The sequence below is a fragment of the Thauera sp. 27 genome (assembly GCF_000310125.2).
Lineage (GTDB): Bacteria > Pseudomonadota > Gammaproteobacteria > Burkholderiales > Rhodocyclaceae > Thauera > Thauera mechernichensis.
Genome location: NZ_AMXB01000120.1, coordinates 1 through 312, shown reverse-complemented (window position 1 = coordinate 312; position 312 = coordinate 1). Strand labels below are relative to the sequence as shown.

Annotated in this window: 1 riboswitch. The window is 65.7% G+C overall.

Annotation, left to right across the window (positions count from 1 at the left end):
- Nucleotides 1-149: 149 nt before the first annotated feature.
- Nucleotides 150-312: riboswitch (cobalamin riboswitch) on the bottom strand. This riboswitch is flagged as partial in the annotation.

Genomic DNA, 312 nt, shown 5'->3' with positions numbered 1-312 from the left:
TCCGGTGCGGGCAGGGCGGATCTCCGACGGACAGGCGTGCGGCGCCATGCGCACGGACGCGCCGTGCGCTGCACTCGAGCCGTCAGGAAAACGAGCAAGTGAAATGGTGTGAGCCATGCCTCTTGTCAGGGACACCCCGCCCCAAACTGTTGAAGGTGATGTGCATGGCAGGTCTCCTGGCTCACGGGTCATCGCCTTGCGCCAGCCTTCCCGGAAAGATTCCAGTGGCAGAGAGGGCGCAGGACTCGCCGATTACAGTTGCGGGGGCAGCTCCGGGTTGAGCGCGCGGGGCGCGGCACCGGATTCCCTTTT